General features: G+C 73.1%; 26 protein-coding genes and 1 pseudogene. 17 read left to right on the top strand and 10 right to left on the bottom strand.

The window, feature by feature from the left end; genetic code table 11:
• Positions 1-15: 15 nt before the first annotated feature.
• On the bottom strand, positions 16-765 hold the full coding sequence (locus tag KIT14_24110) for a YebC/PmpR family DNA-binding transcriptional regulator (GenBank protein ID MCW5893612.1): 750 nt from the start codon (positions 763-765) through the stop codon (positions 16-18).
• 132 nt (positions 766-897) lie between these two features.
• Between KIT14_24110 and KIT14_24105 the strand changes: the two genes are divergently transcribed.
• Both KIT14_24105 and KIT14_24100 read left to right on the top strand, forming a co-directional pair.
• A complete protein-coding gene (locus KIT14_24105; protein ID MCW5893611.1) occupies positions 898-1,632 on the top strand; it encodes a septal ring lytic transglycosylase RlpA family protein in 735 nt (244 codons plus the stop codon).
• Positions 1,629-2,894: a hypothetical protein gene (locus KIT14_24100; protein MCW5893610.1), complete on the top strand. Its 1,266-nt coding sequence runs from the start codon at positions 1,629-1,631 to the stop codon at positions 2,892-2,894. Before KIT14_24105 ends, KIT14_24100 begins: the two co-directional genes overlap by 4 nt.
• An 11-nt stretch (positions 2,895-2,905) precedes the next feature.
• Here the strand turns inward: KIT14_24100 and KIT14_24095 are convergent, their stop codons facing one another.
• The 8 genes and pseudogenes from KIT14_24095 to KIT14_24060 all read right to left on the bottom strand — a co-directional run bounded on the left by KIT14_24095 (position 2,906) and on the right by KIT14_24060 (position 8,902).
• The gene (locus KIT14_24095; GenBank protein MCW5893609.1) at positions 2,906-3,559 is read right to left on the bottom strand and encodes an MBL fold metallo-hydrolase; all 654 of its coding nucleotides are present in this window, start codon (positions 3,557-3,559) and stop codon (positions 2,906-2,908) included.
• Positions 3,487-3,792: pseudogene (locus KIT14_24090) on the bottom strand (MBL fold metallo-hydrolase). Before KIT14_24090 ends, KIT14_24095 begins: the two are co-directional and overlap by 73 nt.
• A 243-nt stretch (positions 3,793-4,035) precedes the next feature.
• Positions 4,036-5,166: a glycosyltransferase gene (locus KIT14_24085; GenBank protein MCW5893608.1), complete on the bottom strand. Its 1,131-nt coding sequence runs from the start codon at positions 5,164-5,166 to the stop codon at positions 4,036-4,038.
• Positions 5,163-5,924, bottom strand: a complete 762-nt coding sequence (locus tag KIT14_24080; protein MCW5893607.1) for a hypothetical protein — start codon at positions 5,922-5,924, stop codon at positions 5,163-5,165. Before KIT14_24080 ends, KIT14_24085 begins: the two co-directional genes overlap by 4 nt.
• A complete protein-coding gene (locus KIT14_24075) occupies positions 5,921-6,256 on the bottom strand; it encodes an NUDIX domain-containing protein (GenBank protein MCW5893606.1) in 336 nt (111 codons plus the stop codon). Before KIT14_24075 ends, KIT14_24080 begins: the two co-directional genes overlap by 4 nt.
• A 26-nt stretch (positions 6,257-6,282) precedes the next feature.
• A complete protein-coding gene (gene cutA / locus KIT14_24070; protein MCW5893605.1) occupies positions 6,283-7,647 on the bottom strand; it encodes a divalent cation tolerance protein CutA in 1,365 nt (454 codons plus the stop codon).
• The gene (gene plsX, locus KIT14_24065) at positions 7,644-8,660 is read right to left on the bottom strand and encodes a phosphate acyltransferase PlsX (GenBank protein ID MCW5893604.1); all 1,017 of its coding nucleotides are present in this window, start codon (positions 8,658-8,660) and stop codon (positions 7,644-7,646) included. The genes cutA and plsX overlap by 4 nt, the downstream gene beginning before the upstream one ends.
• On the bottom strand, positions 8,660-8,902 hold the full coding sequence (locus KIT14_24060) for a glutaredoxin family protein (protein ID MCW5893603.1): 243 nt from the start codon (positions 8,900-8,902) through the stop codon (positions 8,660-8,662). Before KIT14_24060 ends, plsX begins: the two co-directional genes overlap by 1 nt.
• 79 nt (positions 8,903-8,981) lie before the next feature.
• On the opposite strand from KIT14_24060, the gene rplU reads away from it, so the two are divergent.
• The 5 genes from rplU to KIT14_24035 all read left to right on the top strand — a co-directional run bounded on the left by rplU (position 8,982) and on the right by KIT14_24035 (position 13,050).
• Positions 8,982-9,293 carry a 50S ribosomal protein L21 gene (gene rplU / locus KIT14_24055; protein ID MCW5893602.1) on the top strand — a complete coding sequence of 104 codons (312 nt, stop codon included), beginning with the start codon at positions 8,982-8,984 and terminating at the stop codon, positions 9,291-9,293.
• Between the two features lie 12 nt (positions 9,294-9,305).
• Entirely contained in the window at positions 9,306-9,572 is a 267-nt protein-coding gene (gene rpmA / locus KIT14_24050; protein MCW5893601.1) for a 50S ribosomal protein L27, read from the top strand.
• A 328-nt stretch (positions 9,573-9,900) separates the two neighbouring features.
• On the top strand, positions 9,901-10,944 hold the full coding sequence (gene obgE / locus KIT14_24045) for a GTPase ObgE (GenBank protein ID MCW5893600.1): 1,044 nt from the start codon (positions 9,901-9,903) through the stop codon (positions 10,942-10,944).
• A complete protein-coding gene (gene proB / locus KIT14_24040; protein MCW5893599.1) occupies positions 10,941-12,101 on the top strand; it encodes a glutamate 5-kinase in 1,161 nt (386 codons plus the stop codon). Before obgE ends, proB begins: the two co-directional genes overlap by 4 nt.
• Positions 12,102-12,150: 49 nt before the next feature.
• Entirely contained in the window at positions 12,151-13,050 is a 900-nt protein-coding gene (locus KIT14_24035; protein MCW5893598.1) for a TIGR03619 family F420-dependent LLM class oxidoreductase, read from the top strand.
• Positions 13,051-13,053: 3 nt separating this feature from the next.
• Here KIT14_24035 and KIT14_24030 read toward each other — a convergent pair whose 3' ends face one another.
• Entirely contained in the window at positions 13,054-14,031 is a 978-nt protein-coding gene (locus KIT14_24030; protein ID MCW5893597.1) for a TIGR03619 family F420-dependent LLM class oxidoreductase, read from the bottom strand.
• 79 nt (positions 14,032-14,110) lie between these two features.
• Here KIT14_24030 and KIT14_24025 point away from each other — a divergent pair, with 79 nt between their 5' ends.
• The 10 genes from KIT14_24025 to KIT14_23980 all read left to right on the top strand — a co-directional run bounded on the left by KIT14_24025 (position 14,111) and on the right by KIT14_23980 (position 25,276).
• Positions 14,111-15,382, top strand: a complete 1,272-nt coding sequence (locus tag KIT14_24025; protein MCW5893596.1) for a glutamate-5-semialdehyde dehydrogenase — start codon at positions 14,111-14,113, stop codon at positions 15,380-15,382.
• A gap of 11 nt (positions 15,383-15,393) precedes the next feature.
• Positions 15,394-16,068, top strand: coding sequence for a nicotinate-nucleotide adenylyltransferase (gene nadD / locus KIT14_24020; protein ID MCW5893595.1), 675 nt, complete (start codon positions 15,394-15,396; stop codon positions 16,066-16,068).
• On the top strand, positions 16,065-16,463 hold the full coding sequence (rsfS, locus tag KIT14_24015) for a ribosome silencing factor (protein ID MCW5893594.1): 399 nt from the start codon (positions 16,065-16,067) through the stop codon (positions 16,461-16,463). The genes nadD and rsfS overlap by 4 nt, the downstream gene beginning before the upstream one ends.
• A gap of 11 nt (positions 16,464-16,474) precedes the next feature.
• The gene (locus KIT14_24010; GenBank protein ID MCW5893593.1) at positions 16,475-17,794 is read left to right on the top strand and encodes a DUF1049 domain-containing protein; all 1,320 of its coding nucleotides are present in this window, start codon (positions 16,475-16,477) and stop codon (positions 17,792-17,794) included.
• Between the two features lie 86 nt (positions 17,795-17,880).
• Complete coding sequence (locus KIT14_24005; protein MCW5893592.1) at positions 17,881-18,534, top strand: cytochrome c3 family protein; 654 nt, start codon at positions 17,881-17,883, stop codon at positions 18,532-18,534.
• Complete coding sequence (locus KIT14_24000) at positions 18,513-21,590, top strand: TAT-variant-translocated molybdopterin oxidoreductase (protein ID MCW5893591.1); 3,078 nt, start codon at positions 18,513-18,515, stop codon at positions 21,588-21,590. Before KIT14_24005 ends, KIT14_24000 begins: the two co-directional genes overlap by 22 nt.
• Entirely contained in the window at positions 21,587-22,981 is a 1,395-nt protein-coding gene (nrfD, locus tag KIT14_23995) for a polysulfide reductase NrfD (protein ID MCW5893590.1), read from the top strand. The genes KIT14_24000 and nrfD overlap by 4 nt, the downstream gene beginning before the upstream one ends.
• Positions 22,978-23,514, top strand: a complete 537-nt coding sequence (locus tag KIT14_23990) for a DUF3341 domain-containing protein (protein ID MCW5893589.1) — start codon at positions 22,978-22,980, stop codon at positions 23,512-23,514. The genes nrfD and KIT14_23990 overlap by 4 nt, the downstream gene beginning before the upstream one ends.
• The gene (locus KIT14_23985) at positions 23,514-24,095 is read left to right on the top strand and encodes a cytochrome c (protein MCW5893588.1); all 582 of its coding nucleotides are present in this window, start codon (positions 23,514-23,516) and stop codon (positions 24,093-24,095) included. The genes KIT14_23990 and KIT14_23985 overlap by 1 nt, the downstream gene beginning before the upstream one ends.
• A complete protein-coding gene (locus KIT14_23980; GenBank protein MCW5893587.1) occupies positions 24,095-25,276 on the top strand; it encodes a hypothetical protein in 1,182 nt (393 codons plus the stop codon). The genes KIT14_23985 and KIT14_23980 overlap by 1 nt, the downstream gene beginning before the upstream one ends.
• Position 25,277: the final 1 nt, after the last annotated feature.

Genomic DNA, 25,277 nt, shown 5'->3' with positions numbered 1-25,277 from the left:
GCCGCGACCGCGGCGTCAGGCCGAGAGCCGCTCCAGCTCCTCCGCCGCGATGTCCGCGTTCGACGACACCTTCTGGACGTCGTCGTGATCGTCGAGCGCCTCGAGCAGGCGCACCATCTGCTCCGCCGGCTTGCCGGTGATCGCCTGCGTCGACGAGGGGATCATCGTCACCTCGGCCGAGGCGAGCGCGACGTTCGCCGCCTCGAGCGCCTCCTTCACGCCGACGAAGCCCTCCGGCGTGGTGTAGACCTCGAGCATCTCGCCCGCGTCGGTGACGTCCTCGGCGCCCGCCTCGAGGGCGATCTCCATCACCGCGTCCTCGTCGATGCCGGCGCGCTCGACGGCGATGAGGCCGCGCTTGGTGAACATCCAGCCGACGCTGCCGGTGGTGCCGAGATTGCCGCCGTGCTTGTCGAAGACGTTGCGGATCTCGGCGACCGTGCGGTTGCGGTTGTCGGTGACGACCTCGACCATCACCGCGGCACCGCCCGCCCCGTACCCCTCGTAGATGATCTCCTCGTAGCTGACGCCCTCGAGCTCCCCGGTGCCCTTCTTGATGGCGCGCTCGATCGTATCGTTGGGCATGCTGCTCTTGCGCGCCTCGAGGACGGCCGTGCGCAGCCGCGGGTTGCCCTTCGGGTCACCGCCGCCCATGCGCGCGGCAACCGTGATCTCCTTGATGAGCTTCGTGAAGACCTTACCGCGCTTGGCGTCCTTGGCGGCCTTCTTGTGCTTGATCGTGCTCCATTTGGAATGGCCCGACATGAACGCCTCCGAACCCGGCGGCGCGGCGCACGCGCTCGGCCGGCAGAATGGGCGGGAGGTAGCACAGGGCCGAATGCGGAACAACCTCGCGACCTTGCGCCCTGGGTACGGCGCGGGCACAATCCCGCCCGGATGTGGTGGGGTGGAGCGGCGGGGCTGCTCGTGGCGGTGCTCGTGGCGTCGGGCTGCTCGCTCGGCGGACGCGCGACGCCGCCGCCCGTCATCGGCGGCACGCAGGAGGGCGTCGCGTCGTGGTACGGGCCCGGCTTCCACGGCAAGCGCACCGCCAACGGCGAGATCTACGATCAGCACGACATGACCGCCGCACACCCGTCCCTGCCGCTCGGCACGCGCGTCCTCGTGACGAACCTCTCGAACGGGCGCGCCGTCGAAGTACGCATCAACGACCGCGGGCCGTTCGTCGGGCGGCGCGTGATCGACCTGTCCTACGCGGCGGCGCGGTCGATCGACATGATCGGTCCGGGTACGGCCCGCGTACGCATCGGCGTCATCACCAACGACACCGACACGCGCCTCGCCGCGGCGACACCCGCCGCCGGCATCGTCCCCGCCGCCGCCCGGCCGCGCACGGTGCCGCCCGCCGCGCAGGTGCCGTCCGAGCTGCCGCGTGCCGCCTTCGTGGTCCAGGTGGCGACCTTCAGCGACCCGAACAGCGCCGAGCACCTGCGCCGCACGATCGCGCTCCGCTTCCCCGACGCCTACGTCGATCCGCTCGACACCGCCGACGGCCGCTACCATCGCGTACGCATCGGGCCCTACCCGCTCCGCCGCGTGGCGGTCGCGCGCGCCGAGCTGATCAACCGCCTCGGCTGGCCGGCGATCATCATGGAGCACCCCGGCCCGTGACCCGCGCCGCCCGTCGGGCGGTCGTCCTGGTCCTGGTCGGCTGCGCGCTCGCGGGCACCGCCTGCGGTCCGGGTCCCGTCGTGCGTCGCGGGGTCGTGAACCCGAGCGCGCTGCGCCAGGTCGAGGACCGGCTCGTGCGCGCGCGCGGCCTGCCGCTGCGCCAGCCGGTCGAGACCCGTGCGCTCGACGACGCCGCCCTCTCCGCGGCGCTCGCCCAGGAGCTCGACGCGAGCTTCCCCGGCAACGACCTCGCGACGCTCGAGGCGGTCTACGTCCGGCTCGGCCTGCTGCCGGCCGGGACGGCGCTGCGCCCCGCGCTGCAGACGTTCTACGAGGGCCAGGTGGCCGCCTACTACGATCAGCGCCGCAAGCAGCTGACGCTCGCGAGCGGCCAGCTCGAGGAGGCCCGGGCCGGCCTCGGCCTCCTCACGACGCTCACCGGCCGCGACGTCGTCGGCGAGACGTTCGTCGCCCACGAGCTCATGCACGCGATCCAGGACCAGCACTGGCCGCTCCCGCTCGATCCGGAGCCGCTCGTCGACGCCCATTCCGATCGGCTGCTCGCCCGCCGCGCGCTCCTCGAAGGCGACGCCGTGCTCGCGTCGCTGGCCGCGCTCGCCGGCACGCTGCCGGACGACGACGCCCGCGCCGCGATCCTCACCGCGCTCGATCGGCTACCGGACGAGCTCGCGACGACCTACCCCGACGTGCCCGCAGTGCTGCGCGAGCAGCTCGCGTTCCAGTACGCGGCCGGCGCGCACTTCGTCGACCGCGGCCTCACGCTCGGCGGCTGGGCCGCCGTCGACCGCGCGCACGACGACCCGCCGACCTCGACCGAGCAGATACTGCACCCCGAGCGCTACTTCGCCGAGCGCGACCGTCCCACCGCGATCACGCTCGGCGGCACCGCCGACCTCGAGCGCGCCGGCTGGCAGAAGCGCCTGGAGGACACGCTCGGCGAGCTCGACGTCGCGATCCTCGCGACGCACGCGCTGCCGCCCGGCGAAGCGGCCGAGGTGGCGGCCGGCTGGGACGGCGATCGCCTGCGCGCGCTCCAGCGCGGCGACGATTGGCTGCTCGTGTGGATGACGACCTGGGACTCGCCGGCGGACGCCGCGGCGTTCGCGGCCGCGGCGCCGCGCCTCGTCCCCGGCGCGGTCGTCGACCATCGCGGCGAGCGCGTGCTCGTCCTCGTCGGCGACGGCGGCGACCGCGATCTGCGCGCGCGCGTCTGGGCGACGACGCGCTTCGCACCCGAGTGAGCGGCGGCGCGTCAGGCCGGGCGCCAGCGGCCGTCGGCGGTGACCGCTGCGCCGCCGTCGCGTGCAAGCTTCGTGAGATGCGCCTGCACCGTCAGCGCCGCCGCCCAGCGCAGCCCCGGGTGCAGGTCCGGGTAGCAGTGCGCGACGAGCGCGGGGATCGTCTCCACGCCGGCGGCGACCGCGGCCGCGATCTGCGCCTCGCGCGCACGGCGATGCGCCAGATACCGGTCCAGGACCGCGGTCGGATCGGCGAGGGGCGGCCCGTGCCCCGGGAAGATCGTCGCCGCGCCGAGCCCGCGCAGCCGCTCGAGCGACGCCAGGTACGCCTGCATGTCGCCGTCCGGCGGCGCGATGACGGTCGTGCCCGTGGAGAGGACGGTGTCGCCGGTGAACAGCCAGCCGCGCGTGGGCTCGAAGAGGCAGCAGTGCCCCGACTCGTGCCCGGGCGTGTGGACGACGCGCAGCGTGCCCTCGGCCCACGGGATCTCGTCGCCGTCGTGGAGCAGCCGCTCCGGCGCGAGCGGCGTCCCGGCGACCGCGAACGCCGCCCGGCTGGCGTGGAGCGCGACCGTGCCGCCGCAGCGGGCGCGCCATGCCGCAGCGCCGCCGACTCGGGCAGCCCGTGGTGCCCCGTGCCGCCGATCGGGCCGCAGCGGGCGCGCCATGCCGCAGCGCCGCCGACGTGGTCGGGGTGCACGTGCGTCAGCACGAGTCGCCGGGGGCGCGCGCCGCTCGCGTCCAGCCGGCGGACGTTCTCGGCGTCGAGCGGCGCGCAGTCGATCTGCACGGCGGCGTCGCCGTCGCCGAGGACGTACTGGTTCGTGCCGGGCCCGGTCATGAGCCCGGGGTTCGGCGCGAGCACCACGCGCAGGCCGGGCGGGAGCGGCGTCGGGCTCATGCCGTCCGCCCGCCGTGCAGCAGCCGCAGCGCGACGCGCGCCAGACGGCCGACGCCCGGCACGCGCAGCATCCCGTCGCGCAGACGCACGGTGAGCGAGCGGCGCAGCGCGGCGTGCTCCTCGGCCAGCTCGTGGTGGCGACGGGTCAGGCGCTCGTGGCGCTGGCCGAGCGCGTGCAGCTCGCCGAGCAGCCGCTGGCGCTCGTTGCCGGCGTCGCGCCGGTCGGCGCGCAGGCGGGCGACGTCACAGCGGAGCTCGTCGCGCGCCGCCGCCGGCCGCCTCCGCCGCCGCCAGCCGGCCGTCGTGCCGCTCGCGCGCCAGCGCGTCGGCCTCGCGCTGCAGCCGTTGCTTCACCATCGCACCGAGCCACGCGAGGTAGGACGCCGTGGCCGCCCCTTCCGCCGCCGCGTCGACCGGCAGCGGCGCCGCGACGGCCTCGCGATAGAGGCCCTCGAGGACGTCGATGGCGGCGTCGAGCCCGGCCTCCGCGCGCACCCGGCGCGAGACCTCGGCGACGTCGGCCGCGTTCCAGCGCGCGATCTCCGCGGCCAGCAGCTCCGGTGTGAGCGGTCGCCCGAGCGTCCGCACGCCGAGGTTCAGACGGCGCAGCGCCGCGAGCACGTCGCTGGTGACGAGGCCGCCCGTGCCGCGGGCGTCGCACAGGATCACGCCGGCGCCGACCGCGAGCGCTTCGAGCGCCGAGCGCGCCTTCGCGAACACCAGATCGTAACGCGGCAGCAGCGCCTCGGGCGCGGGCGTCGGGTTTCCCGCGCCGTAGCCCACGACGTCGACGACCGGCACGCCGGCGCGCGCGCAGGCCGCGCGGACGACCGGCACCCAGGTGTCCTCGCTCGCCGTGTAGCCGAACACGAGCGCGCGCTGCGGCCGCGTGGGCGGCGGCGTCGCACGCGCCGGGAAGCGGTGCAGATCGACGAAGTTGAGCAGCAGGCGCGTGCGCGCCGGTGCGATGCCGTGCTCGCAGACGAGGCGGTCGCGGCACACCTCGTCGACGGCCACCCAGGCGTGGATGCGCGGATGGAGCGGCGGCGCCTCCTGCCACGGCAGCCAGCCGTGGCACACCGAGATCGCCGGGACGCCGGGGAAGCGCAGCAGCGCGCTCATGGTTTCGAGGTGGTGATGCCCGTGGATCACGTCGGGCGGCGTGGCGAGCGCGCCCAGCTCCGAGACGACCGGGACCGTCGCCCGCCGCAGCTCGTCCGCCAGCTCGCCGAGGACCGGGCTGTAGACCACCGGCCGGTGGCCGCGCGCCTGGAGCGCGAGCGCGACGTCGCGCACCCACAGCTCCGTGCCCGCGCGGATGGCGAGCGCGCCGTTGGTGAGGAGCACGCGCAGCGAGGTCGCGTCCGCGCTCACGCCGCCCCCCTCGTGCGCTCCAGCGCCGCCGCGAGCGGGCGGACGTGCTCGTCCTGGCGGATCACCCGCGTGTAGACGCCGCTCGCCACGCGCACCGCTCCGTAGGCTTCGTAGAGCACCTGCGCCGGCAGCACCGCGGGTCCGGCCGAGACGGGACGCAGGCACTCGCCCAGGTGCGCCGCGACGCCGTCGCGTGCGAGCTGATAGGCGACGTCCGCCGCCAGCTCCGGATAGTCGCGCACGGCGGTACGCTTGCGGGCGAGCGCGTCGCCGTCGAGCAGAAAGGTGATCGCCCCCGGCGGCGGCGCCGGCTCGGGGGGACCGTCGAGAAGGAAATCGAAGCGGCGCGGCGGCCCGCCGCCGCGCCGCCGTGCAGCGACGCGCGCGGCGGCATCGGCGAGCAGCCGGCACACGTCGTGGGCCGGGTTCGTGCCCTCGATCGCGTCGCTCGCCAGCAGCGTGACGCCGGCGGCGGCCAGCGCATCGCCGAGCCGCGCGACGAGCGCGAGGAACGGCGCGTGGTCGCCGGCGAGCAGCGCAGCGTAGAGCGCCCGGTCGGTGAACGGCGCCTGGATCGGCCCGAGGGTCGCACCGGCGTGCGCGAGCAGACGGTGCATCGACGCCAGACGCGAGACGCCCCCCGCACCCGATCCGTCGGTGAGCACGCAGACGAGGGGCCGCGTCTGCTCGACCCAGTGCCAGACGCGCAGCTCGTGACCGGGATGCGCGACGAAGAGCGCGGTGCGCTCGGAGGTCACATCGGCTCCGGCTGCCCGAGCAGCGCCGCCGCAGGTCGCCCGAGCCGGCGCTCGTTCGTGTGGCGCATCATCGCCGCGGCCTCGTCCCAGCGGACGTCGTCCGTCCCGCAGCCGCGGGCGGCGACGCGGCCCGACGGCTGCTCGATCGCCGCGTCCAGACCCGTCTCCTCCCGCACCTCGCGTACGGCCGCCTGCTCGTCGTGCTCACCCGCTTCGACATGCCCGTTCGGGAGGCTCCAGACGAGCGCACCGTCCTCGAGTCGCCGCCGGGCTGCCGGCGGCACGCGCCGGCCGGCGCCCTCGCGGCGGTCGACGAGAGCGCCCGCGGACACCTCGCGTGGAGCGGCCCCCGCCGGGCTCAGCCGCGGCGGTCTGTCGCGTCTGCGAGCCACGCCAGGTACGGCGCCGAGCCGGCTTCGACCGGCAGCGCGATGATCTCCGGAACCTCGTAGGAGTGCAGGGCCCGCACGCGCGCCTCGACCGCGGCGAGGTCGGCCGCGCGCGCCTTCAGGACGAGGAGGTACTCGGCCGCGTCCTCGACCGCGCCCTGCCAGCGATAGATGGAGCGCACCGGCCCGACCACGTTGGCACAGGCGACGAGCCGCTCGCCGACGAGCGTGCGCGCCAGCCGCTCGGCCTCCTCCGCGCTGCCGGCGGTGACGAGCACGACGACGAACGGCGTCACGACCGAGCCTCCACCGCGACCGGCGCGCGCGGCGGCCGCAGGCGCGCCAGCACGGCCTCCCAGTCGAGCGGCGCCGCGGGCGGCGTGCCACGGGGCGCGCGGCAGGTGCGTCTTCACCCATTCGATCCAGCGCGGGCCCGGCACCGGCGGCAGCAAGCCGGCGTCGCGCAGCGGCAGCGCGAGCCGCCGCGCCGCCGCGCTCTCGAGGAGCCCGCGCCGCACGCAGTCGGCGAGCGAGTTCTCGAGCCGGCGCGGCGTGTAGCCGCTGCGCGCGACGAGGGCGCGCGCGACGGCCGCGACGTCCTCGACCGCGAGCCAGCCGTCGGCGGCCAGCACCACCGCGGTCTGGAAGTAGTTGAACGTCGGCACGAGCCGCGGCCCGAGCAGGCGGAAGACCGCCGGAGGCGTGCGCCGCTCGAGGTTGATGAAGAGGCGCTCGACGCCGCCGCGCCCCTGCGCTTCGCGCGCGAGGCCGACGACGGCGAGCACCGCCTCCGGTGCGACGCCGAGGCGGGCCAGGATCGGCGTCAGGTCGTCGGGTGCGAGCGTTCCGGCGAGCACGTCGGCGTAGAGCGAATACGTGAGCGGGTCGGACTCCCAGTCGTCGCCGAAGAGGAGCTCGCGCGTCTCCGCGGGGACCGCGAGCCGTCCGGCGAGGAGCTCGCGCAGCTTGAAGCCGACGTGCTCGCGCAGGCGCGTGAACTGCCCGCGGGTCAGATGCTGGAGCTGGTCCTTGAAGACGATGCCGTCGTAGGGAACGCCGTCGAGTGCGAGCTTGTCGCGGATGGCCCTGCCGATCTGCGGCGGGCTCGCCGACACGAAGTGGATGCCGATCGCGCGCCCCGTGCGGGACGCCGCAGCCTTGAGACCCTTCAGCACCTCCGGCACGCCGGGCACCTCGACCTTGTCCTCGCCGCGCTCGCGCACGGTGCGCCAGAGCTGGCGGAGCGTATCGAACTCGCTGCGCAGGTAGGTCTTGTCGAGGTCCCAGCGGCAGAGCAACGGCGGCGGAAGCGTGCGGCGGCGCAGGAGGCTCATCGCAGGGCTCCGAGGGCGTCGGCGATCTCGGCGGGCACGCGGTCGCGTACCGCCTTGGCCGCGACCTTGACGGCGTTGCCGAGCGTCTTCGCCGCGGCGTCGTGATGGCAGGTGAGCAGCAGCTGGCGGAAGCCGAGCACCGGCGCACCGCCGTAGCGGCTGTCGTCGGTGAGCTGCTGGGCGCGCTCGACCCCCTGCGAGAGGAGGCGCAGCCCCACCCGCCACATGAGCCGCCGCTCGGCCGCCGCGCGCGCGACGTCGTCGAGGATCGCCGCCACGCCCTCGAACAGCTTGATCGCCACGGCGCCGACCATGCCCTCGCACACGACCACGTCGGCGGTTCCACGCACGAGATCGTCGCCCTCGACGTTGCCGACGAACTGGAGGCTCGGCTGCTGGCGCAGCCGGCGGTGCGCCTCGATGAGCACCTCCCCGCCCCGCGTCTCCTCCTTGCCCATGTTGAGGAGCCCGACGCGCGGGCTCGGGATCTTCGAGATGCGCCGCGCCCACGCGCCGCCCATGACGGCGAACTGGACCAGCTCGGCCGGCTCGCAGTGCACGGTCGCGCCGGTGTCGAGAAGGAGCCCGAGCGGATCCTGGCCCGGATACTCCGTGTGCCGCGGCAGAACGCCGGCGAGCGCCGCGCGGCGAATGCCCGGAAGCAGCTCGAAGTGGCGCGTCGCGCCGAGAATCGCCGCCCCCGGGTTGCCCGCCGACACCAGCGCCTCGGCGCGGCCCTCGGCCACCGCACGCAGGCCGACGAGGAGCGACGCGTCCTTGCGCAGGCGCAGCGCCTCCTTGGGGTCGTCGTCGCGGGCCAGCGCGTCGCGACAGTGGAGGACGCCGATGCGCTCCGGATTGTAGGCAACCTCCTCGAGCGCGGCCTGGATGCGGGTCTCGTCGCCGACCAACAGGCAGTCGATCTCCGTCTGGAGCGAGATCTCGGCCACGCCACGGACAGCCTCGACAGGCGCCCGCTCGCCGGCCATCGCATCGACGGCGATGGTCGGCATCAGCCCCGCTCCTGTGCGAGGCGCTCGCGCAGCGCCCGCGGCGTCACGCGGTGCGCGAACGCCATGCGCCCGTTCACGAGCAGCACGGGCACGTCGAGCCCGTAGCGCGCCGCCAGCGTGGCGTCCCCGTCCACGTCGATCTCCTCGAGCACCGCGCCGAACTCCGGGCCCACCGTGCGCACCACCGCCAGCATCTCCTCGCACAGATGGCAGTCGGTTCGGCTGTACAGCGTGAGCCGCATCCCCATCCTGGTTGACACCCCGCAGGGCCTCAAGTACAGACGGCGGCTCGGCGCGGCAAGCGCGCGCCGCCTTCCCTGCATGAGCTACGCCGTCATTCGTACCGGAGGAAAGCAGTATCGCGTCGAGCCCGGCGCCCTCGTGCGCGTCGAGCGCCTCGAGGGTGAGATCGGCACTGCCGTCGAGTTCGGCGAAGTGCTGCTGTCGGGCGACGGCGACACCGTGCGCGTCGGCGCTCCGATGATCGACGGGATGGTCGTCCGCGGCCAGATCGTCGCCCAGGAGCGCGACAAGAAGGTGCTCATCTTCAAGAAGAAGCGCCGCAAGAACTATCGGCGGCGCCGCGGACACCGGCAGTATCTCACCACCGTCCGCGTCACCGAGATCGCCTGAGGAGCACGCCCCATGGCTCACAAAAAGGGACAGGGCTCCAGCCGCAACGGCCGCGACTCCAACGGGCAGCGGCGTGGTGTGAAGGTCTACGGCGACCAGCACGTGATCGCGGGCAACATCCTGGTGCGGCAGGTCGGCACCCGCATCCATCCCGGCCCGAACGTGGGCGTGGGCCGCGACTGGACGCTGTTCGCCCTCGTCGAGGGCACGGTCAAGTACGAGCGCATGGGCAAGGACCGCACGCGCGTGCGCATCGTCCCTGCCGCCGCCCCGAGCTGACGGCGCCCCGCCCGTCCGGGCATCTCGGTCACCGGCGGCGGACCGCTCGGAGCATCGCCAGGGCGCTGGCGTCCGCACGTAGCGTGATCGTGCCGATGACGTCGGTCACGAGGCTTCTCCACGCCCGGCGTCCCCTCGGGACCCCGCGGACCGGCCGCGCCGGCGTCACCCTTCGGGCCGGCGGTAGCCGTCGCGCCCCGCGGTCCCGGTGGGCCGACGACGCCGAGCCGAAACGCGGAGCCGTTCGAGGCGGATGGGTACCCCGGGGCGGCCGCGAGCTCCGTACCCTTGGTGCCCCCGGAAGCGTCGGCTACGATGCCCGCCGGCCATGAAATTCGTCGACGAGGTACGCATCAAGGTCGAGGCCGGCGACGGCGGCGACGGATGCACCAGCTTCCGGCGGGAGAAGTACGTCCCGCACGGCGGCCCGAACGGCGGCGACGGCGGCAGCGGCGGCAACGTCGTGCTGCGCGTCGATCCCGGGCTCGCCACGCTCGTCGACCTCTCCTACCCGCAGACGCTGCGCGCCGGGCGCGGCGAGCACGGGCGCGGCAAGGACCAGTACGGCGCCGGCGGCGCCGACCTCGTGCTCCGCGTTCCGCCGGGCACGCTGGTCTACGACGCCGACACCGAGGAGCAGCTCGCCGATCTGCGCGCCGCCGGCGACGAGGCGATCGTCGCACGCGGCGGCCACGGCGGCCGCGGCAACATGCACTTCGCGACCGCGACCAACCGCGCCCCGCGCCGCTCCGAGCCGGGCATCCCCGGCGAGAGGAAGACGCTGCAGCTCGAGCTGCGCATCCTCGCGGACGCCGGTCTCCTCGGCTTTCCGAACGTGGGCAAGTCGACGCTGATCCGCGCCGTCTCGGCGGCACGCCCGCGCGTCGCCGACTACCCGTTCACGACGCTCGTGCCGCACCTGGGCGTCGTGCGCATCGACGAGGACGCCAGCTTCGTGCTCGCCGACGTGCCGGGTCTGCTGCCCGGCGCGCACGAGGGGCACGGCCTCGGTACGCGCTTCCTGCGCCACCTCGCGCGGACGGCGGTGCTCGTCCATCTGCTCGACGTCTCCGGCATCACCGGGCGCGATCCGCTCGACGACTACGACACGCTCTGCCGCGAGCTCGCGCTGGCAAGCCCGGCGCTGGCGGCGAAGCCGCAGATCGTCGTCGCGGGCAAGCTGGACCTCGCCGAGACGCGCGAGCGTCTGTCCGAGGTCACGGCACGCTTCGCCGCGCGCGGCATCGAGCTGCTCGCGGTCTCGGGCGCCACCGGCGAGGGCACGCGCGCGCTCGTCGCACGCGTCGCCGCCGCCGTCGCGGCCGCCCGGCGCGCGGCCGTCGCGGCCGACGCAGCCGCAGAGCCCGCATGAGCGTCGACACCGAGCAGGTCGCGCACAAGGCCGCCCTCCTGCGCCGTGCCCGCCGCATCGTGGTGAAGGTGGGCAGCAACGTGCTCGCCGGCCCGACCGGGCTGCGCCTCGCGCGCGTGCGCGGGCTCGCGACCGACATCGCCGCCGCAAACGCCGCCGGGCGCGACGTCGTCCTCGTCAGCTCGGGCGCGGTCGCCGCGGGGGCCGCCCGCCTGGGCGGGCGCAAGGGCCGCCTCGAGTGGCGTCAGGCCGCGGCCGCCGTCGGCCAGCCGGCGCTGATGGCGGCCTACGTGCGCGCCTTCCGTCGCCATACGCGCGAGGTCGCGCAGGTCCTGCTCACGCACGCCGACCTCGCCGACCGCCGCCGCTACCTCAACGCGCGCCATACGCTGCGCACGCTGCTCGGCCTCGGCGTCGTGCCCATCGTCAACGAGAACGACACCGTCGCGGTCGAGGAGCTCCAGCTCGGCGACAACGACAACCTCTCGGCGCTGACGGCGACGCTGGTCGAAGCCGACCTGCTCGTGATCCTCTCCGACGTCGCCGGCGTCTTCGACGCCGACCCGCGCCTCGTGCCCGGGGCGCAGCGCCTGCCGGTCGTCGCGGCGACCGATCCGCGGCTCGGCCAGATCGCCGGCCCGGCCCTCCCGGGCGTCGGCACCGGCGGCATGGCGTCGAAGGTGGCGGCGGCGCGCAAGGCCGCGTGGGCCGGCATCTCGACGGTGATCGCCGACGGCTCGCGGCGCGGCATGCTGGGCGCGGTGCTCGATCCCGCCCGCGAGGTGGGGACGCTGCTGCTCGCCGACGGCGATCGCCTCGCGCGGCGCAAGCACTGGATCGCGCACGCGCTGCGGCCGGCAGGCACGCTGCACCTCGACGCCGGCGCCGAGCGCGCCCTCGCCCAGGGCGGGCGCAGCCTGCTGCCGTCGGGCGTGCGCGACGTCGACGGCACCTTCGGCGTCGGCGACTGCGTGCGCTGCGTCGGTCCGGGCGGCGACGAGGTCGCGCGCGGCCTCGTCAACTACGCCGCCGGCGACGTCGCCAAGATCATGGGTGCGCACACGCGCGAGATCGAGAAGCGCCTCGGCTACAAGGGCAGCGACGAGGTGATCCACCGCGACGATCTCGTCGTGCTCGCCGCGCGCGCCGCCAGCTGACGCCGCGCGCCTGGCGCGCGGGCCGGCGTCTTTGCTAGCAGTCGCGGCGATGCGCTTCGCCGTCTCGCTGCCGACCGACCGACTCGCCCACGCCCCGGAGTTCGTCACCGGGGACGCCGTCGCGGAGATCGCGCGTGCCGCCGAGGCGTGCGGCTTCGGCGCCTGCTACGTGACCGACCATCCGTTCCCCCCGCACAAGTGGCTGCACGGGGGTGGCCACCACGCGCTCGATCCGTTCGTGGCGCTGTCGTTCGCGGCCGCCGCGACGACGACGCTGCGCGTGCAGACGCACATCCTCGTCGTGCCCTACCGCAACCCGTTCGTCGCCGCGAAGGCGATCCTCAGCCTCGACGTGCTCTCGGGCGGGCGCGTCACCGTCGGCGTCGCGGCCGGCTACCTGAAGGGCGAGTTCGCCGCGCTGGGGGCCGACTTCGAGGGCCGCAACGACGTCACCGACGAGTACCTGCGCGCCATGACCGCGGCCTGGGCCGGCGACGACGTCCACTTCGAGGGTCGCGGCTACGCCGCGCGCGGCAACAGCACCGGCTTCCGTCCGGTGCAACGGCCGCGGCCGCCGATCTGGGTGGGCGGCAACAGCCGCACCGCCATCCGCCGCGCGGTCGCGCTCGGCGACGGCTGGGTGCCCTTCCCCAACACCGCCGCGATGGCGCCCTTCACGCGCACGCCCGTCCTCGAGACCACGAGCGATCTCGCGCAGCGTCTCGCCTTCGCACGCGCGTACGCGGCCGAGATCGGCCGCACCGCACCGCTCGACGTGTGCACGGCGCTCCTGCCGACGCACGACGCGCCGCCGGCCGACACGCGCGAGCGCGCCGCGGCCCTCGAAGCGCTCGGCGTCACCTGGCTGACGGTCGGCTTCCCGGCGGAGACGCGGCGCGACTACCGCGCAGCGATGGAGCGCTTCGCACGCGAGGTACTCGCGCCGTAGCCGTCAGACGCGCGGCACGACCTCCTCGCCGAAGCGCTGCAACATCGCCTCGCCGGCGAACGAGATCACGAGCTGCGCGATGCCCCACTCCGTGCGCCGGCGGCGGATCTCGGCGACGATCTCCTCGGGCGTGCCGAGGAGCATCGTCGGCGAGCGCAGCGTCGCCTCGATCGAGCCGCCGAAGAGACCGCTGAACATGATCGCCCGCTCCCGCGTCTCGTCGGGCGAGTCGGTGACCATGGCCGTGAAGCAGACGTTGCTGAGCGTGATCGTCTCCGGGTCGCGGCCCGCGGCACGCGCCTCGTCGCGTACGAAGGCGACGCGGGCGCGGAAGCGCGCGTCGGTGAACTTCGCCACCTGGTCGAGGGCGATGTAGCCCTTGCGCCCGGTCTCGGCGATGACGTTCACGATGTCGGCATGGCGCGCGGCGATGCGCAGAAGGCCCTTGCCGGCGCCGCCCAGGAGGATGGGCGGGTGCGGGTGCTGCACCGGCTTCGGATGCGCGATGGCGCCGCCCAGGCGGTAGAACTCGCCCTGGTGCGTCGTCGTCTCCTCGGTCCACAGGCGGCGCATCACGGCGAGCGACTCGTCGAGCATGCGCAGGCGCGTCGTGACGTCGGGGAACGGGATGCCCGTCATCTCGAACTCGCGCTCGGTCCAGCCGGCACCGATGCCGGCGACGACGCGACCGCCGCTCAGGTGGTCGAGCGTGGTGAGCGCGCGCGCCGTCTCCACCGGATGGCGGAAGAGGTTGCACAACACCAGGTGACCGATGCGAGCCCGCGTCGTGGCGCTTGCCAGGACGGCGGCGGCGAGCATCGGGTCCCACACGAGCGCGCTCGGGTCGTGCTGATGCTCCGGACCCTCGTAGAGATAGTGGTCGGGGAGCGCGAGGAAGCCGAAGCCGAGGCCCTCCGCCTGCTGCGCCACGTCGCGCAGGCGCGGCAGCTCGAGCGCGTTCACCTGGAGGCCGAATTCCATGCCGTCGGACGTAGACCGGGCGTGCGCGACGAGGCAACTGCGGTGGCACGGGCGGCAGCCCTGCGGTAGGGTCGCGCGCATGCTCCCGCCCCTGCCCGCCGACGCCGAGCGCGCCGCCGACGCGCTCTCGGCCGCGGCCCGCGACGCCATCCGCGTCCTCGCCGGCGCGTCGAGCGCCGACAAGGACCGCGCGCTGCGCGACGGCGCCGCCGGCCTGCGCGCGGCCGAGACGCGCCTGCTCGCCGCCAACGCCGAGGACCTCGAGCGCGGCCGCGCTGCCGGCGAGTCGGCCGCCTTCCTCGATCGGCTCACGCTGAACCCGGCGCGCATCGAGGCGATGGCGCGCGGCCTCGAGGAGATCGCCGCCCTGCCCGATCCCGTCGGCGAGACCATCGCCGCCTGGCGCCGCCCGAACGGGCTCGAGATCGACCAGGTGCGCGTCCCCATCGGCGTCGTGCTGACCATCTACGAGTCGCGCCCCAACGTCACCGCCGACTCGGCGGCGCTCTGCCTCAAGACCGCCAACGCGGTGCTGCTGAAGGGCGGCTCGGAGTCGCAGGCGACGAGCGGCGCCATCGCCGACGTGCTGCGCACGGCGGTGGCCGGCGCGGGGCTGCCCGAGGCCGCGGTGCAGCTCGTGTCGGGCGGGCGCGACGTCGTGCGCGGGCTCCTGCGCCGCGACGACCGCATCGACGTCGTGATCGCGCGCGGCGGCGAGGCGCTGAAGCGCACGATCATGGCCGAGAGTCGCATCCCGGTCGTGAAGCACTTCGAGGGCATCTGCCATCTCTACGTCGACGCCGCCGCCGACCTCGCGATGGCGGAGCGCATCTGTCTCAACGGCAAGGTGCAGCGCCCGAGCGTCTGCAACGCGCTCGAGAACCTCGTCGTGCACGAAGCCGTCGCCCCGCGCTTCCTGCCCCGCATGGTCGCGCAGCTGCGCGAGCACGGCTGCGAGGTGCGCGGCGACGCGGCGGTACGCGCGATCGTGGCCGACGTCGTGCCGGCGACCGACGCCGACTGGGACACCGAGTACCTCGACCTGGTGCTCAGCGTGAAGGTCGTGCCGTCGCTCGACGTCGCGCTCGACTTCATCGCCGCGCACGGCACGCAGCTCGCCGAGGCCATCGTCACCGACGACTACCGCGCCGCGGAGCGCTTCCTCCACACCGTCGACGCGGCCGCGGTCTACGTGAACGCGTCGACCCGCTTCACCGACGGCTACGAGTTCGGCTTCGGCGCCGAGGTGGGCATCAGCACCAACCGGCTGCACGCCCGCGGACCGATGGGCCTGCGTGAGCTCACGACCTACAAGTACTGCGTACGCGGGTCGGGCCAGGTGCGGGCGTAGCGAGACGGCCGGTGCGCGGCGGCATCGGCGTCCTCGGCGGCACCTTCGACCCGATCCACGTCGCGCACCTGCGCGTCGCGCTCGAGGTCCGGGAGGCGTGCGGACTCGACGAGGTGCGCCTGGTGCCCTCGGCCCTTCCCCCGCACAAGGCCGCCGCGGGCGTCTCCTCCGCGGCGCATCGGCTGCGCATGGTCGAGCTGGCGACGGCGGACGTGTCGGGGCTCGTCCCCTGGGACGTCGAGCTGCGCCGGAACGGGCCCTCGTACACCGTCGACACGCTGCGGGCGCTGCGAACGGAGGTGGGACCCGAGACCCGCGCGGTGTTCGTGCTCGGACGCGACGCGTTCGCGGAGCTCGACACGTGGCGCGAGCCGGGCGCGATCCTCGCGCTGGCCGACACCGTCGTGGTGACGCGTCCGCCGTGGCCCATGGGCCTCTCCATCGAGGATTTCCCCGTTGCCCTGCGCCATACCCTTGGTTATGATCGCGCCAGTGAGGCGATACGCCACGAGTCGGGTCGCGGGGTGACGTTGCTCCGGATCGCCGCGCTCGACGTCTCCGCCACCGACCTTCGCGCCCGCGTCGCCGCCGGGCGCTCCATCCGCTACCTCGTCCCCGACACCGTCGCCGCGTACGTGGCGCAGCACGGGCTGTACCGCCGCCGGGAGGGCCCCGGCCCCGCATGACGCTTTCAACCTGGGATCGCACGCTGGCCTGCGCGCGCGCCGCGCTCGACAAGAAAGCCCTCGACCTGGTCGTGCTCGACACCGCCGAGCTCACCTCGATCGGCGACTACTTCGTCCTCTGCAGCGGTCGCTCCGACACGCAGGTCCAGGCGATCGCCGACGGCATCCAGGCCGAGCTCACCGCTCAGGGCGTGCGACCGCTCTCGGTCGAGGGCTACGCGCACGGCCAGTGGGTGCTGATCGACTTCGGCGACGTCGTCGTGCACGTGTTCCAGGTGCCCGTGCGCGAGTTCTACGACCTCGATCGCCTCTGGGCGCGCGCACCGCGTGTCGAGCTGCCCGAGCCGTACCTGACCCAGGCCCGCAGTCAGAAGACCGGTACCGAGCACGCCTGAGACCGGCTGCGATGGCGTACTGGCTGGTCGCCACCCTCGCCGCCGGGCTCGCGGTCGCCGCGGGCTGGCTCTACCTCCTCAACGCGACCCCGGTGGTCCTCACGTGGGGACCGGAGCGCACCCTCACCCTGCCGCTCGGTGCGGTGGTGCTCGCGGCGTTCGCGGTGGGGGCGCTCGTCGTCGGCCTCGTCGCGCTCGCCGGCGCCCTCGCCCGCCGCTGGCGAGCTGTGCGGGCGCGACGACAGGCGCGCCGCGCGGCACGCCGCGAAGCCGCGACGGCGCGCGCCCAGGAGCTCGTGTGGACGGGCGAGTACGCGCAGGCACGCTCGGAGCTGCTGCGACGGCCGGACGAGCTGGCGGCCGACCGGACTCGGGTCGGCCTTCTCGCCGAGGCGCACCTCCACGAGAGCGATCCGGCGGCGGCGCGGCGCGTGCTCGAGGACGCGCAGGCGCGCCACGAGCCCGACGCCCACCTGCTCGATCTGCTCGCCACCGCGGCGCAGGAGAGCGGCGACCTGCGCGGGGCCGCGGAGGCGCTCGAGCGAGCCCGTCGCCTGCGCCCGGGCAGCCCACGCCTGCTGCGCCGGCTGCGCGAGCTGCGCGTCGCGAGCGGCGACTTCACCGGCGCGGTCGTCGCGCAGCAGGAGCTGCTGCTCGGCCTGCGTGCGCCCGCAGCGCTCGCGGCCGAGGAGCGCGTCATGCGCGGGCTTCGCTACGAAGCGGCGTGCGCCGAGTCCGACGAGCGCAGCGCGGCGAAGCGTCTCGCGGCGATCGCGGGCGAAACCCCCGACTTCACCCCCGCCTGGGTAGCGGCCGGCGACCGCTGGCTCGCGGCGGGACGCCCCGCCGTCGCGCGCCGCACGTGGCTGCGTGGCCTGCGCCGGTATCCGCAGGCGGTGCTCCTCGAGCGGCTCGAGCGTCACGACGACGCCCTGGGCGTGCCCGATCGCATGGGCAGCGTGTATCGCGCACTGCGACGCCACCATCCCGACGACGCGACGACGGCCCTCTTCCACGTCCGCTGGCTCCTGCGTCGCGACGCGCTCGACGAGGCGGCACGCGCGCTCGAGACGCTTCCGCCGGGCGCGCAGGACACGCCGGCGGCGGCGATCCTGGCCGGCGAGCTGGCTCGACGGCGCGGCGACACGGCCGCGGCGACGACCGCGTGGGCCCGCGCTCTCGGCCCCGACCTCGGGTTCTTCGCACCGCTCACGTGCGCGCGGTGCGGACATTCCACGACGCAGTGGGCAGGGACTTGCACAAGGTGTGGGGAATGGAACACCTTGCGCGCCGCCGTCGTGCAAAACTCCCTCGAAACGAGGTCGGTATGAGCCACGCTTATTCGTCCGGCAAGGTGATCTCAGGGCCCGATTCGTTGAATGCGGATCGTCACCTTGTAGACTGCGCGCGCTAACGCATGGCCCAGATATTCAAGCGGCGTTCGAACGTACTGGCACGGGTCATCATCGTCGGGGGCGGCGCCCTCGCAGGCGGAGCCCTCGTCCTCTTGATGACGGTGATCGCCCGATCGAGCTACGTGACGGGGCAGTTCGAGGCGATCGAGCAGCCGATCCAGTTCAGCCACAAGCACCACGCCGGCGAGCTCGGGATCGACTGCCGCTACTGCCACACCCAGGTCGAGCAGGCGGCCTTCGCCGGCATCCCGCCGACGAAGACCTGCATCAACTGCCACAGCCAGATCTGGACCGAGGCGCCCATCCTCGAGCCGGTGCGCGCGAGCTATCGCGACGACAAGCCGCTCAAGTGGATCCGCATCCACGACCTGCCGGACTTCGCCTACTTCAACCACAGCGTCCACGTGCACAAGGGCATCGGGTGCGCGACGTGTCACGGGCGCATCGACGAGATGAATCAGGTCTACCAGCAGAGCTCGTTGCAGATGGAGTGGTGTCTCGACTGCCACCGCAACCCGGAACAGTACATCCGGCCGCGCGACCAGGTCTTCAACATGGCGTGGCGTCCGGACGGTGATCAGCTGACCCTCGGTCGCGAGCTGGTGAAGGCCTACGACGTCCACCCGCGCACCGACTGCGACACCTGCCACCGCTAGCCCCGCGAGGAGACGACGTGAGCACCACCCCGACCCCGCCCGTGATCGACCTGGGCGAGATCCGGCGCCGCCTTCGTGAGGACGGCAGCCGTGACCCCTGGCGGAGCCTCGAGGAGGTCGCCGGCACCGACGAGTTCGTGCGCTGGCTCGAGGCCGAGTACCCGCGGCAGGCCGCCGGGCTCCAGCCCGGCGTCGAGCGTCGCGACTTCCTGAAGCTCATGAGCGCCTCGCTCGCGCTCGCCGGCGTCGGCGGCGCCTGCACGCGGCAGCCCGAGGAGCACATCGTCCCCTACGTGAAGCAGCCCGAGGGGATGATCCTGGGCGTGCCGGCGTACTACGCCACCGCGATGCCGCTCGACGGCTTCGGCGTCGGCCTCCTCGCCGAGAGCCACGAGGGCCGGCCGACGAAGGTCGAGGGCAACCCCGCCCACCCGTCCAGCCTCGGTGGGACGGACGCGGCGACGCAGGGCTCCGTCCTCGGCCTCTACGATCCCGACCGCTCGCAGGTGATCCTCAGCGCCGGGCAGATCCGCACCTGGAACGGCTTCCTCGCCGAGATGGCGACCGTGCGCCAGGCGCAGCAGCAGACCGGCGGCGCCGGGTTCCGCATCCTCAGTGGCACGGTGACGTCGCCGACGCTGGCCGGCCAGATCGAAGAGCTGCTCGCCGCGATGCCGAACGCGCGCTGGCACCAGTGGCAGCCCGTGACGCGCGACAACGCACAACGCGGGGCGCAGGCGGCGTTCGGTACCGACGTCTCCACGCACTACCGGCTCGCCAACGCGCAGGTCGCGCTCTTCCTCGACGCCGACGTCTTCGGCCAGGGCCCCGCCCGGTTGCGGCTGTCGCGCGAGTGGGCGCAGGCGCGCCGCCCCGCGAAGGGCAAGGCGCCGATGCGCACCTACGCCATCGAGAGCACGCTCACGACCGCGGGCAGCGTGGCCGATCACCGCCTCGCGGTCCGCGCCGCCGACGTCGAGGCACTCGCCCGCGCGCTCGCCGGCCGCCTGGGCGTCGCCGCCCGGCCGATCGACACGCCGGTCGTGAAGGCGCACGCCGCCTTCCTCGACACGCTCGCGAAGGACCTCGCCGCGCACCGCGGGGCCGCCGTCGTCATCCCGGGCGACGGCCAGCCGCCGGCGGTCCACGCGCTCGCCCACGCCCTCAACGCGGCGCTGGGCGCCGTCGGCCAGACCGTCGTCTACACCGAGCCGGTCGAGGCGCGGCCGATGAATCAGCTCGCGTCCCTGCGCGCGCTGTGCGCCGACATCGACGCCGGCAGGGTCGACTGCCTCGTCATCCTCGGCGGCAACCCCGTCTATACGGCCCCGGTCGACCTCGACTTCGCGACCCGCCTCCAGAAGATCCCGCTGCGCGTCCACCTGAGCCCGTACGACGACGAGACCTCGCTCCTCTGCCAGTGGCACATCCCCGAGGCGCACTACCTCGAGAGCTGGAGCGACGTGCGCGCCGACGACGGGACCGTCGCGCTGATCCAGCCCCTCATCGCCCCGCTCTACAACGGACGCACGGCGCACGAGGTGATCGGCGCCTTCGGCGACGCGCCGGCGCGGTCGACCTACGACGCCGTGAAGGACCACTGGAAGTCCGTGCGCGGCGAGACCGACTTCGAGACCTTCTGGCGCCAGGCGCTGCACGACGGCGTCGTGCCGCACACGGCGGCGCCGGCGACGGCCGTGGGCGTGGGACACTGGGACACGGGCGCGCTCCCGGCGCCCGCCGAGGGCCTCGAGCTCGTGTTCCGGAACGATCCCTACGTGCACGACGGCGCCTTCAGCAACAATCCGTGGCTCCGCGAGCTGCCCCGTCCGCTCACCAAGCTGACGTGGGACAACGTCGCGCTGGTCGCGCCGGCCACCGCCGAGAAGCTCGGCCTCGCGACCGAGAACCTCGTCGAGCTGAGCTTCGAGGGGCGGACGATCACCGCGCCCGTGTGGGTCCAGCCCGGGCAGGCGCCCGACTCGATCGCGATCCAGCTCGGCTTCGGCCGCACACGCGGTGGTCAGGTGGCGACCGGGCTCGGCTTCAACGCCTACGCCGTACGCACCGGCGACGCGATCGACTTCGGCGCCGGCCTCGCCGTGAAGAAGCTGAAGGGCAAGTACGTGCTCGCCTGCACGCAGAGCCATCAGCGCATGGAGGGCCGCCCGCTCGTCCGCTACGCCAGCTTCGACACCTGGCAGCGGGATCCGTCGTTCGCGCAGCACGCGGTCCACGAGCCCGGCCCCGACATGACCATGTACCCGAACTACGACTACAGTCGTGGGAACGCCTGGGGCATGACCATCGACCTCGGATCCTGCACGGGCTGCATGGCGTGCGTCGCGGCCTGCGTCGCCGAGAACAACATCGCCGTGGTCGGCAAGGAGATGGTCGCCTGGGGCCGCGAGATGCACTGGCTCCGCATCGACCGCTACTTCCACGGCGATCTCGACCAGCCCGAGGTCCTGCACCAGCCGGTGCCGTGCATGCACTGCGAGAACGCGCCGTGCGAGGTCGTCTGCCCGGTCAACGCGACGGTGCACAGCAGCGAAGGCCTCAACGACATGGTCTACAACCGCTGCGTCGGCACCCGCTACTGCTCGAACAACTGCCCCTACAAGGTGCGGCGGTTCAACTTCTTCCTCTTCTCCGACTGGACGACCGAGAGCCTCAAGATGGGCCGCAACCCGGACGTCACCGTGCGCAGCCGCGGCGTCATGGAGAAGTGCACGTACTGCGTGCAGCGGATCGAAGAGTCGCGCCACGCGGCGATCCGCGAGGATCGCGCGATCCGCGACGGCGAGATCGTCACCGCCTGCCAGCAGGCGTGCCCCTCCGACGCGATCGTCTTCGGCAACATCAACGATCCGGAGAGCCGGGTGGCCAAGCTGAAGGCCGACCCGCGCAACTACGGCATCCTCACCGACCTCAACACGCGCCCCCGCACGACCTACCTCGCGCGCGTGACCAACCCGAACCCGGCCCTGGCGCCGGCCACGGACGAGGGAGGCGGGCACGGACACGGCCACGCCGCCCCGGGAGCGCACTCGTGAGACCGGAGCCGCTCGTCACGACGGAGCCCGAGGCTCCCCCGAACCCGCTGATCGGACCGGGTCACACGATCCGGAGCATCACCGACAAGATCAGCGAAATCGTCTTGGGCGGGAAGACGCCCTACTCCTGGTTCATCGGCTTCGGCATCGGCTTCCTGCTGCTGAACCTGATGCTGCTCACGATCACGAACCTGCTCTTCCGCGGGATCGGCATCTGGGGCCCCAACGTTCCCGTCGGCTGGGGCTTCGACATCATCAACTTCGTCTGGTGGATCGGCATCGGCCACGCCGGCACGCTGATCTCGGCGATCCTCCTCCTGCTGCGTCAGACGTGGCGGCAGTCGATCAACCGCTTCGCCGAGGCGATGACGCTCTTCGCGGTGGCCGCCGCCGGCATGTACCCGCTGCTGCACACCGGCCGTCCGTGGCTCGACTACTGGCTGTTCCCCTACCCGAACACGATGGGGATCTGGCCGAACTTCCGCAGCCCCCTCATCTGGGACGTGTTCGCGATCTCGACCTACGCGACCGTCTCGATGCTCTTCTGGTACGTCGGCCTCATCCCCGACCTCGCGACGCTGCGCGATCGCGCGAAGAGCAAAGTGAGCGCGATGCTCTACGGCGCCTTCGCGCTCGGCTGGCGCGGCTCGGCGCGACACTGGTCGCGGTACGAGACGGCGTCGCTCCTCCTGGCCGCGCTCTCCACGCCGCTAGTGCTGTCCGTGCACACGATCGTGTCGTTCGACTTCGCCGTCGGCCTGATCCCCGGCTGGCACGCGACGGTCTTCCCGCCCTACTTCGTCGCCGGCGCCATCTACGCCGGCTTTGCGATGGTGCTGACGCTGGCGATCCCACTGCGCTGGATCTACGGCCTCAACGACTTCATCACCGACAAGCACCTCAACCTGATGGGCCGGGTGACGCTCGCGACGGGCCTCGTCGTCGCCTACGGCTACATGGTCGAGGCCTTCATGGCCTGGTACAGCGGCAACATCTACGAGGCGTACATGATGTACAACCGCTTCGTAGGCCCCTACGCGGCGATGTACTGGGCGCTGATCCTCTGCAACGTCCTCGTGCCGCAGGCCCTGTGGTTCCAGCGCGTGCGCAGCAGCACGGTCGCCCTGATGGTCGTGGCGATGTTCGTGAACGTCGGCATGTGGCTCGAGCGCTACGTCATCATCGTCGTCAGCCTGAGCCGCGACTTCATGCCGTCCTCGTGGGGCCTCTACGAGGGAACCCGGTGGGACTACGGCATGTTCATCGGCACGATGGGCCTCTTCCTCACCATGTTCTTCCTGTTCATCCGCTTCCTGCCGATGATCTCCATCTTCGAGATGCGGAACATGGTCCCTGACGGGCAGCTCAAAGAGGAGGATCACGCGGCATGACGCGCGCGCCGATCTTCGGGATCATGGCGGAGTTCGCCGACCTCTCGGGGTTGATGCGGGCCGCCCACCACACCTGGCAGGCGGGCTACCGCCGCGTCGACGCCTACACGCCCTTCCCCGTCGAGGAGCTGGGCGAGATGTTCGAAGGGCATCACAGCCGGCTCCCGCTCCTCGTGCTCCTGGGCGGCATCATCGGCGGCGTCGGCGGCTTCGCGCTCTGCTACTGGACCTCGGTCATCGACTACCCGATCGTCGTCGGCGGCCGCCCGTTCAACAGCTGGCCGAGCTTCATCCCGATCACCTTCGAGTGCACGATCCTCGGGGCCGCGCTCGCGGCCGTGGTCGGCATGATCGTGCTCAACGGGCTGCCCCTGCACTATCACCCCGTCTTCAACGTGCCGGGCTTCGAGCGCGCCACGCAGGACCGCTTCTTCCTCTGCATCGAGTCCGACGATCCGCTGTTCGATCGTGAGGCGACGCGCCGGTTCCTCGAGCGCCAGACGCCCACCAAGGTCTCCGAGGTGGAACACTGATGGCCCGCCGTCCCCTGCTCGCCCTCCTGGCGCTGTGCCTGCCCTTCGGCGTGGCCTGCCGCTCGGACATGCAGAATCAGCCGAAGTACCTGCCGCTCCAGCCGAGCGGCCTGTTCGCGAACGGCGATTCGTCGCGGCCGCTCATCGACGGGACGGTGGCGCGCAACAGCATCATCACGCCGACGCCGTGGAGTTCCGGCAAGGACGCCGGCGGCGACTTCGTGCGCGAGGCGCCGGTGCCCGTCACCACCGACCTCGTCGCCCGCGGCCACCAGCGCTACGACATCTACTGCTCGCCCTGCCACGACCGCACCGGCGCCGGCGGCGGCATGATCGTGCTGCGCGGCTACAAGCGTCCGCCGTCGTTCCACGTCGAGCGGCTGCGCAACGAGCCCGACGGCTACTACTTCGACGTCATCACCAACGGCTTCGGCATCATGCCGAACTACGCCCAGCAGATCCCCATCGCCGACCGCTGGGCGATCACGACGTACATCCGAGCGCTTCAGCTGAGCCAGACGGCGACCCTGGCCGACGTCCCCGCCGCCGAGCGGACCAAGCTGGACGCGGAGGCCCACTGATGCGCCCGGTGCCCCAGCTCACCCTTCCGGCCGACCATCCCCTGTACCGTCTGCAGCGGGGCGCCCTTGGCGTCGGCGGCATCGCGATCGTGGTCTGCGCCGCGCTCGGCATCGCCGCGAACGACCCGACGCCCCTCCTGCGCTCCTACCTCGTCGCCTACGTCTTCTGGACGGGCCTCGCCCTCGGCTGCCTCGGCGTGCTCATGATCCATCACGTGACGGGCGGCGCGTGGGGCATGGCGATCCGGCGACTCCTCGAGTCCGGCGCCCGCACCCTGCCGCTGATGGCGCTCCTCTTCGTCCCGATCGCGCTCGGCCTGCCCCGGATCTACGAGTGGGCGCAGCCGGAGCACGTCGCGCACGACCCGGTGCTCCAGCACAAGGCGCTCTACCTGAACGTCCCCTTCTTCCTCGGACGCGCGGTCGTCTACTTCCTCGCCTGGATACTGATGGTGCGGGCCCTCACCCGCTGGTCGCTGCTCCAGGACACCACCACGGATCCGAAGCCGGGCGCGCGCCTGGAGCTGCTGTCGCGCGGCGGCCTCGTCCTCATGGTGCTGACCATGAGCTTCGCCGGCATCGACTGGCTGATGTCGCTCGAGCCGCACTGGTTCTCGACCATCTACGGCATCCTCTTCATCGGCGGCTGCGGGCTCTCGGCCTTCGCGCTCATGATCCCGATGGCGGCGCTGCTCGCGAACAATCCGCCGGTGCGCGGCATCATCAAGGTCGATCAGGTCGCCGACCTCGGCAAGCTGATGCTCGCCTTCGTGATGCTGTGGGCCTACTTCAGCTTCTCGCAGTTCCTCATCATCTGGTCGGGCAACCTCCCCGAGGAGATTCCCTGGTACCTGAAGCGAACGTCGAACGGCTGGCAGTACTTCGCGATCTTCATCGTGATCTTCCACTTCGCCCTGCCCTTCGCGCTGCTGCTGTCGCGGTCGTTGAAGCGCAGCGCCGCGAAGCTCGCGGCGGTCGCGGTGGCGCTCATCGTCGTGCGCATGTGCGACGTGTTCTTCCTCGTGCAGCCGGTCTTCCGTCCCGAGGGCTTCTCGATCCGCATGATCGACGTCGCCTCGCTCCTCGGCGTCGGCGGCCTGTGGATATGGTTCTTCGTGCGCCAGCTCGAGGGGCGCCCGCTGCTGCCGCTGCGGGACCCGTCGGTGCCGGTGCTGGAGTAGA

This window comes from bacterium, from assembly GCA_026129405.1.
Lineage (GTDB): Bacteria > Desulfobacterota > Binatia > DP-6 > DP-6 > JAHCID01.
The sequence above is the reverse complement of the archived record's forward strand: the minus strand, read 5'-3'. Positions and strand labels throughout refer to the sequence as shown.